This is a genomic window from Cyanobacteriota bacterium (assembly GCA_025054735.1).
Classification (GTDB): domain Bacteria; phylum Cyanobacteriota; class Cyanobacteriia; order SKYG9; family SKYG9; genus SKYG9.
Genome location: JANWZG010000135.1, coordinates 1 through 9,149 on the forward strand (window position 1 = coordinate 1; position 9,149 = coordinate 9,149).

Below are 9,149 nucleotides of genomic sequence, written 5' to 3' on the forward strand. Positions count from 1 at the left end.
AATAACTCTCCGCTGCTAGCCACAGTTGTCTGATTCGTTGCCAATAGGAGTGGATCGCCCGTAGTCCCATAATCCCCTAAACGTTGCATCATTGATATCAACCCTAGTATTCCCAACCTGGGCAGACACTCAACGCTGTAGACTACGGGGATCAAGGGCATCGCGCAGCCCATCCCCCAGCAGATTAAACGCTAACACTGTCAAGACAATCATCTGGGCAGGGGCAGCTACTAACCAAGGGTGCAACACAATCACTGAGGCATTAGTGGCCAAAGATAGCATATTGCCCCAAGAGGCATCGGGTTGTTGAATACCCAGACCAATTAAACTCAGCACGGACTCTGCCAGAATAAAACTAGGGACTGTCAGAGTTGCAGAAATAATGACGTAGGTAGCAGTTTGGGGCAACACATGGCGCAAGATGATGTATAGTGGACGACCACCCATCGCTTGAGCAGCCTGAACATATTCTCGCTCTTTGATGGAGAGGACTTGCCCTCGAATTACCCGTGCTAACCCCGCCCAACTCACAAAGGACGTAATTACGACAATCAGTAAGAAGCGCTGACTGCTAGAGAGGCCAGTGGGCAAGATGGCAGCTAGGGTAATGAGCAGATAAAGCGTAGGGAGCGTCAACAAGACTTCAACTATGCGCATCAGCACAGCGTCAACCCATCCCCCAAAATAGCCAGCTACCCCACCAACCAGCATCCCCAAGGGAAATGAAATCGCCACACCGACTAGGCCAACGAATAGGCTAATGCGTCCACCATGCACAAGGCGGCTAAATTGATCTCGCCCTTGCTCGTCAGTACCCAACAGGTTGAGGTGCCCAGGGCCGATCGTCCCAAATAAATGCCCGTTAACAAACAACCGAATGGGGGACGGTTGACTAAAATCAACTAGCAGCGGGCGATCGCCAGTTTCCAAGTCGATCGCACCTTGACTGACGGGATACACATGCGGCCCCATCCATTGCCCTGCTGGAGTTCGCCAGTAAATCGTAGTAGGAGGCAGCAGAGGAGCAGCCTGAGATTCTGTCGGGCTGTAGGGTGCCACCCAGTCAGCAAAAATAGCAACCAAATAGAATGCCAATAATAACGCGGCACCCCATCGGGCAAGGGGGTTATTACGAAGCCGCTTCCACCAGTTCATTGCTGCTCTTTACCTGACTATTGTTGCTGTACCGTTCATCGTGCTCAACCATGAACACATTAGAGTACAGGTTAGCAATAATTTGCTGTCCTTGCTGAGTCAGGGATAAATATTGCAGGGCATCCTTGACGTAGGGATATACGCCATGCCAGTAAAACTTAGGATAGTTGCGGCGCAAGTCATCGGGATTACGATAACCCAGATGCTTGTTCACGCCTGTTTCTTCAAACTCGTAGAATAGGGCGCAGATTTTTTTCAAATACCGGGGATCACTGAGCTGACCTATTAGGTCTGAGGCTCGCAACAGCCCTGGATAGTTCACCTTATCTTGGTGATCTTCTTCATTAGGCACAGGAAAGCGAGTGAGTTCAATATTGAACTTAATCTGTTCAGCGTCGATCAAGGGATGTCCACCAAAGCGCTCATCAATGAATAGCTTGGCGCGATCGACATGGTAGGGGGTCAACCCTGCATCTGAGGAGCCTGCTGGCAGCCTGACCATCTCATCGCCGCGTCCAGTAGCATACAGATGCTCATTCATCCGGTCTTGGCGGCACACACCCTTCACATAGCCAATATCATGGCAAACCAGCGAAATAATGAAGTGCAGCCAATCCAGGGCAGAAACACCGCCTTCGCGAATGTGCTTGCCTCGTAGAATCTCCTGGCCTACCAAGGTTACCAAAATAGTGTGCTCGACATTGTGATAAAGGGCATCGCTGTTGGCAATGTTTTCCAACGCCATGCTGCCCGCCCAGCCAATAATTTCTTGATAGTCGCTATGCCAGCCACCATAGGTGCGGTAATAGCCCTGCTTTAACTGATCAACAAAGTGGTCAATCAAAAGTTCTGTGGCGTTGAACATCACAAACCTGCTACTAATCAAAATTTGTGGTAACTGTCTTCAAAAGTCGCAAACTACCCAGTGACAAATTACTGACAGGTTAGCGCCAGCTTGCCATCCCCCTTCCCTTACTGTATTAAAAATTTACCCAGGTAACACAGATCAATAACGACCATCTTTTAGATAACACGAAACGCTAACTCAAGACATCAACTGAACACTACTGAACACTATAGAGATATATAGCGTTCAATGATGGAATTGCGGAAGAGGGGGATCACTCCTACCTCTCCAGACTAGATGAGACACTACATCTCTAGCTGTTTAATCACCGTTTGCACGTCTTTATCACCTCGACCAGAACAGTTGATGACAATCCGAGGACTACCCACTAGTTGAGGACAGAGAGTCTCTAGGTAGGCGATCGCATGAGCTGTTTCCAAGGCAGGAATAATGCCCTCTAGGCGAGAAAGGCGTTGTAACCCCTCCAGGGCTTCTTGATCGGTCACTGCATAGTATTCTGCCCGTTGCGTATCTTTCAAAAAGCTGTGTTCTGGCCCTACTCCTGGGTAGTCCAATCCCGCACTGATGGAATAGGGTTCAATGACTTGTCCATCATCATCCTGAAGCAAGTAGCTCATAGCACCGTGCAGAACCCCAATCCTGCCCTTGGTTAGGGTAGCGGCGTGGTCATTGGTGTCCAGTCCTCGGCCTGCTGCTTCGATGCCAATCATGCGTACTGAGCGATCGGCCATAAACTCATGAAATAGCCCCATGGCATTAGACCCACCCCCTACACAGGCCAACAAAATATCCGGTAACCCACCCCACGCCTCCCAGCATTGTTGGCGTGTTTCTCGCCCAATCACGGCCTGGAAATCGCGCACAATCATTGGGTAAGGATGAGGCCCAGCTACGGATCCCAAAATGTAGTGGGTTGTTTCCACGTTGGTTACCCAATCGCGAATTGCTTCTGAAGTGGCATCCTTTAGGGTTCCTGTCCCTGCTTCCACCGGTCGCACTTCTGCTCCCATCAATCGCATCCGAAACACATTCAGCGCCTGCCGCTCCATATCGTGGATGCCCATGTAGATAATGCAGTTCAACCCAAAGCGAGCACAAACCGTTGCAGTTGCTACACCATGTTGCCCTGCACCCGTCTCGGCAATAATCCGGCGCTTACCCATGCGAGTTGCTAGCAGTACTTGGGCAAGGGCATTGTTGATCTTGTGGGCACCTGTATGATTAAGGTCTTCTCGCTTCAGGTAAATTTGAGGGCCTGTACCATCAGGGCGAGCGTAGTGAGTCGTCATCCGCTCAGCGAAATAAAGTGGACTGGGGCGACCCACATAATTACGTAGTAGCCCATCTAACTCTGCAAGAAACTCTGGGTCACGGCTATAGCGATAAAAGGCTGTTTCCAGCTCTGCCAAGGCGGGCATTAACGTTTCTGGAACGTATTTGCCCCCAAACCGTCCAAAGCGACCTAGGGCATCGGGTTGTTGGGTGTTGGCGGGTTGCCTTAGTGCAGGCGTTGGTTGAGGACGGGGGGTAACAGTCACGGGATCACCATCTAATCAGAACAGTCACAAATTATCCTACAAAATACCTTGAGTGCTGTGCAATTCATCAAGAAAAGGGGGTCAGATTATGAACCCCCTTACCATTTAGACGCTAATTGTCTGGCACGAATTGCTTAACAGCTTAGACTAGCACGTTATTCCCTACGGACAGATTGCTTGCTGTTACACCAGTCAATGTAGCTAGGGTGCTAAAGTTAGCGCCCCCAGTCAGACCGTTCGAGTCAATCTGCACAAGTGTGTTATTACCCGATTGGGTAAACCTTAAGAAACCGTCGGCTACCGGGTTAGCACCAAGATAGCCCAGATTTTTGAACAGGTTGCGCAAATCGAGCCAGTCTTCTGAGGGATTGAAGTCTGTGATAGTGTCTACGCCGTCGCTGAGGGCATTGTAGACGAACCGATCGCTGCCCGCACCCCCCGTTAGAGTGTCATTGCCGCCACCACCAACAATGATGTTATTGCCACTAGTGCCAACTAGGGTATCAGCACCAGCGCGACCAGCTAAGGTTACTGCGCTATCGTACAGATGGATATTGCGAAACTGGCTGTTAGCCGTGGGATTGGAGACATCATGGTCATTGAACAGCACCAGGTTGTTAAACACCCCAGTGAAGAACTGCCCAACTGGAATAGTGTAAGCCTTCCAGCCATCCCCAACCCGATAGTTGCCATCAAAGTCCCTATTGCCATAATTCTGAGTCCCTAGCAGCTTAAAGAACCGAGGCTCTTCTTGGGCATTGAACACCGTATCTTGGTCGAAGCCAATGCCGTGGATTTCACCGAGGGCATCGCTGCGAAACTCAAAGCTCAGGATTGTATCCCTAGTGATGGTCTTGTCGATGGTGAGAGCCTTCCAACCATTGCCAGTGATGGAAACTGCCGTGTTTTGGTTAGACAGGCTGGTGGTCGATGTGATGTCTTGCACTCCTGGAGCATAGGCCCTTAGGGACGCTAGGGATAAGCCCTGGTGGATGTTTTCAGGCACATCCGTCACGTTGATGGTGAATGCTTGGGTCTTGCTGAGGTTGCCACTGTCAGTAGCGGTGATGGAAAGGTTGATTTGGGGAGTGGTTTCATAGTCGAGGCTGACTCCTGCTTTGAGTTTGAGCTGGTTGTTGACGACCTCGAAGCGGTTGTCACTGACGGTGAAGGTGTGTCGATCGTTAGCATCGATGTCACTGACCGTCAGGGTACCAATAATGGCTCCGGCTGCATTTTCTGCCACACTGTTGCCACTTAGGGCGATCGCCGTCGGCGGGTGGTTGTGGGTAGAATGGTCATGACCGTGACCAGAACCGTGACCAGAACCGTGGCCACCACCGTGACCAGCACCAGCACCCAAGTTATAGATGCGAGGGTTATCGACAGGGGCATAGGGAACTGGATGAGCCGCTAGAAACGTGAGTATGTCTGGCGTGGCAATTCCAGGTTGTGCGATACCGTTGTAGGTAGCAATTCTAGGAGACTTGCTTAATGCACCACTAAAGGTAAAACTATTCCAGGTGTTATCTAAGACAACAATGAAAGTGTATTCACGTAATTGCGCCGTTACCCGATCAGCGATCGCATCCTTAAACGTGATAAAGCGCGTACCGTTGCGATCGACATAGTGCCCCTGGGCCAGACGATTCATCAATATGTTAAAGTCAAGGCGATCGCTCTCCAAACCGCCGGGGTAACTGATGCTGCCCAGGCTGTCATGTTTTACCCCCTTGATCACCACTTCCCGGCCTTGAGAAGTATCAAAGATAAAATCACAGTCAGGAGAGAGTACCAGTTCCAGACGACCAGTTTGTAACTGACTGCTAGTCAGGATCTTGTCCGTCCTGGGATCAAAATTGTTCAGGGCCTTGCCATTCCTGGTTAAATCCACATTCAAAAAGGCAAAATCCCAATTGCTTAGGTTGCCTAGGGTATGAACTTTTTTGAGATTGATTCCAGTGTCAAAGCCTGCAACAACAGAATTGCCCACCACCATGTCGCTGGTGCTGGTATGAAACTCAATGCCAACCTTGGCTACCATCGCCCCTGAAGACCGAGTACCCAACAAATCTAGGTTTTTAAGGGTGTATTTGCTGGTGTACTCCTGGTGAGTGCCCACATTGACTTCCCAAGCTTTCAAACCATCAATGACACTACGAACGTCATGACCCTGAAGAGGACTATTCTTGATTACCTCAAACCCCATGGTTGAGGTCAGTGTCTCATTATTCCGGAAATGCTGAATGGGGGGAACATCCACATTTACTGTGTTGTAGTACCGCGTCATCACGTCTGGCTTATCGAGATTGTTAGCCAGCGCCTTGAGATTATCAACACCGCGCATCATGTAGGTGAACCCAGCATGACGTTGGCCAGCCGCTACGTTATTTTCAACAATAATCAGCCTGCCCTGTAGCCAAAAGCCGACTCCATTGCTGCCAATGTCATGATTCTCAACCCGCCTAACATCCTTAGAAATCTCCAGTGTGCCCTCAGACTTGATAGCAATGTTGTTGCGCCATACACCAATCTCGTTACCCGTTTCAGCCACAAATGCAGAGCCAAATACATTGTAGGCAGCATTGTTTTCAAACACTGCATAGCTGTCGTGGTGGGCAAATCCAAATCCTGGCGAACCCCAGACAGCGTTGCCAATAACCATGGCAGGGTGACTGTGCAGATTTTCAACACCAGTGCGATGCAGGTGAAATGCATAACGTCCGCGGGGGTTAGTGATGCTAGTAGGAGAATTCTTAATCGGGTTGCCGCTGGCATCCAGAATACGGGTACCGTCGGCCCGGGTTTGAAAGTCATCTAAGTACTTGGACTTGTCAGTGCGTCCAAGCTGGAAGAACTCGGCATAGCGCACATCCACAGCGTCGTTGTGCATGAACATGACATGTCCGCGTTGGCTGTTGGGCAGAGCAGCGTAGTTCTCTGTCTCGATGATGACGTTACGACTGTAGTTGGCCACGTAAGCCTTCAAATCAGCCCTGGGTGCGTCATGGTTATACTGCAAGGGTCTGTCGATCGTAATCCGATTGCCGTTGATGGCTGTAATCTTTAGCTCTTCATCCTGAGTGCCTTGCCATACCAGTTCGCTCCCAGTCCAGCGATTAGGAACAAAATAGGTACCTGTGAGCACGATCGAATCCCCAACCTTCCAGTTTTTGGGCACTTCAGCTAAGACGAGTTGTGTAGCACCACGCATTGCATCTTGAGCAAGCCGCAAGTGAGAGGTTTTCTCCTGGCCATGGATTTCGACCTTGCCATGGGAAAGCACACCCCGACTCAGTTGCTGTGGATCCCAATTCAGGTCGATCGCACCATTATTGGCGATGACAATGCGTGCTGTTTTGTCACCTTGGATGGGTTGTTCCTTACGACCGATCGTCAACGTACCCGATGGTGCATTCACTAGTGTATCCACCACCATCTTGGTATTTCGATCGTGGGCAAAGGTCAACGTGCCATCAATGCGGACAGTCCTGAGACGAGCATTGCTCTCAACGTTATAAATGACATCAATACCAGTGGGAATCAAAACATTGGCACTGTTGTTGGGGATTCTGCCGCCTTGCCACGTTGTCGGATCAGACCATAACCCATCTCTAACAGCAACATGAGTCGCTGCTGCATGGGGAACTAGATTTAGTAAAGCTTCATGCTCGCTCTGTTTAGCTGGGTCATTAGCATGGGCATGAGAGTGAGTCATGGACGAATGTTGATTACTCATGGGTATTTTCACTCCTGTGATCAGTAGGAAATTGGGGGCAAAAACCTAGTCAAATCAGCACCCAATAGTCAGGCAAATTAAGCACTGCAAAAGGCCTAATCAACAAACAGAACCAACAGGAAACACCATTCAGAAATTTTTTGCACACGAAACCTTCACATGAATTCATGAGAGAAACTCTGAATCATGTTAAGCAGCACCCAGTAGCAAGTTTGGGTATAGGCTCAGGTAAATTGTGAAAATATTGCCTATAACATCCGATCTGATTTCAAGAACTCAGTAGCCCTATTCCAATAATTCAATAGTCAAATTTTCTTGCGGCTAAATTGAGCCAACAAGGTACCTATTAAGTAGGCATCATCAGGGGGCTGATGATTTTCATGACGAGTTTTCAATGACTGAATTTAGAATCCATAGAGGCTGTCCTTAATTTCCGAGATGATTATGTCAATGAGGATTGTCTAAAGTATTCGTTAGAATTACGGAAGTTATAGGCAGCTCAATTCTTGGTTCAGTATTATTTACGAAATTGATATAAAAGCCTTATCAAGAAACACTTTTGAAAGCCTTCTGAGCAGATTTTCTATGATGTCAAACGAAATAAATCACGATCGCACAAGTCGATCGTGATCTGACTTACATAACTTTCTGAAATTAATTCTTTCGATACCAGCTAAATTTCCATACTCTCTAGCTGGCTAGCATAAATCAAATTCTATTCTTGACAGATCTAAGGAAAACTTGTCAACTAACTATTTTGATAATTTCGTGTGGCAGGCATGAATATTTGCTTGAGTAGACAAGTTGTACAGACTTAGATAAAACCTGACTTATCATGGTTAGTTTGTTGAGTAAAACCAAATTAATATTCGCATTTTATAGTGATGAGACTGCAACACATCCAATTAACACACTGCTCACGACTATCTAGCCATAGACTCTTTACCTTGTCCTAGTAGTCTGTAAACTCGTGGAAACCCTTAGTAACACCCTGATGCTTGATGAAATCTTAAAAGAGCTATGCGGCATGGTTTGGTAAAGCTGTGCCAATTTTTTAATTGGCAGCGATCGACATGGTGACGCAGATCCACAGATTCTGATAAAAGCCACAGAATAGCTGCCTAAGCTTCTAGAGCACCCTACAGAGGACAGGCTTGAGTACCTTACAATAGGCAATATGTCATGTCGACAACGATCGCCTATGCTCCCCCAATCCACAGAAACACCAGCGAATCCTATTAACTGGACAGCCATCACTCGCCAATTTGAAGCTGCCCTAGGCAAAGATAATGTCATCCGTAAGCGTGAGGAACTGCTGGTGTATGAGTGTGACGGTCTTGCTAGTTACCGCCAACGCCCAGCCTTGGTAGTGTTGCCTCGAACTACTGAACAAGTCGCTACTGCTGTAAAAATTTGCCACGACCATGGCGTGCCCTTTGTGGCACGGGGGGCAGGCACTGGTTTGTCAGGCGGAGCATTACCCATCCCTGATTGCGTGCTGATTGTAACAGCGATGATGCGTAAAATCTTGGCAGTTGACCTAGATAATCAGCGAGTAGTCGTGCAACCCGGTGTCATTAACAGTTGGGTGACCCAAGCAGTGAGTGGGGCTGGGTTTTACTATGCACCTGACCCCTCTAGTCAAATCGTGTGTTCTATCGGCGGCAACGTAGCAGAAAACTCTGGTGGTGTTCACTGCCTTAAGTATGGCGTGACTACGAATCATGTGTTGGGGCTAAAGCTGGTATTACCCAATGGCTCGATCGTGGATGTCGGCGGTGACGTGCCAGAACAACCTGGCTACGACCTGACTGGCTTGTTTGTAGGCTCTGAAGGCACCTTGGGCATT

At 48.7% G+C, this 9,149-nt stretch carries 4 protein-coding genes and 2 pseudogenes; 1 reads left to right on the forward strand and 5 read right to left on the reverse strand.

The window, feature by feature from the left end; all coding sequences use genetic code 11:
* Positions 1–129: 129 nt before the first annotated feature.
* The 5 genes and pseudogenes from NZ772_08260 to NZ772_08280 all read right to left on the reverse strand — a co-directional run bounded on the left by NZ772_08260 (position 130) and on the right by NZ772_08280 (position 7,279).
* The gene (locus NZ772_08260; protein ID MCS6813547.1) at positions 130–1,155 is read right to left on the reverse strand and encodes an ABC transporter permease; all 1,026 of its coding nucleotides are present in this window, start codon (positions 1,153–1,155) and stop codon (positions 130–132) included.
* Positions 1,130–2,020, reverse strand: coding sequence for a metal-dependent phosphohydrolase (locus NZ772_08265; GenBank protein MCS6813548.1), 891 nt, complete (start codon positions 2,018–2,020; stop codon positions 1,130–1,132). The genes NZ772_08260 and NZ772_08265 overlap by 26 nt, the downstream gene beginning before the upstream one ends.
* A 287-nt stretch (positions 2,021–2,307) precedes the next feature.
* Entirely contained in the window at positions 2,308–3,561 is a 1,254-nt protein-coding gene (gene trpB, locus NZ772_08270; protein MCS6813549.1) for a tryptophan synthase subunit beta, read from the reverse strand.
* A gap of 142 nt (positions 3,562–3,703) precedes the next feature.
* A pseudogene (locus tag NZ772_08275) lies at positions 3,704–4,072 on the reverse strand (type I secretion C-terminal target domain-containing protein).
* A 513-nt stretch (positions 4,073–4,585) separates the two neighbouring features.
* Positions 4,586–7,279: pseudogene (locus NZ772_08280) on the reverse strand (hypothetical protein).
* A gap of 1,222 nt (positions 7,280–8,501) precedes the next feature.
* On the opposite strand from NZ772_08280, the gene NZ772_08285 reads away from it, so the two are divergent.
* A partial coding sequence (locus tag NZ772_08285) for an FAD-binding protein (protein MCS6813550.1) occupies positions 8,502–9,149 on the forward strand: 648 nt, incomplete at its 3' end.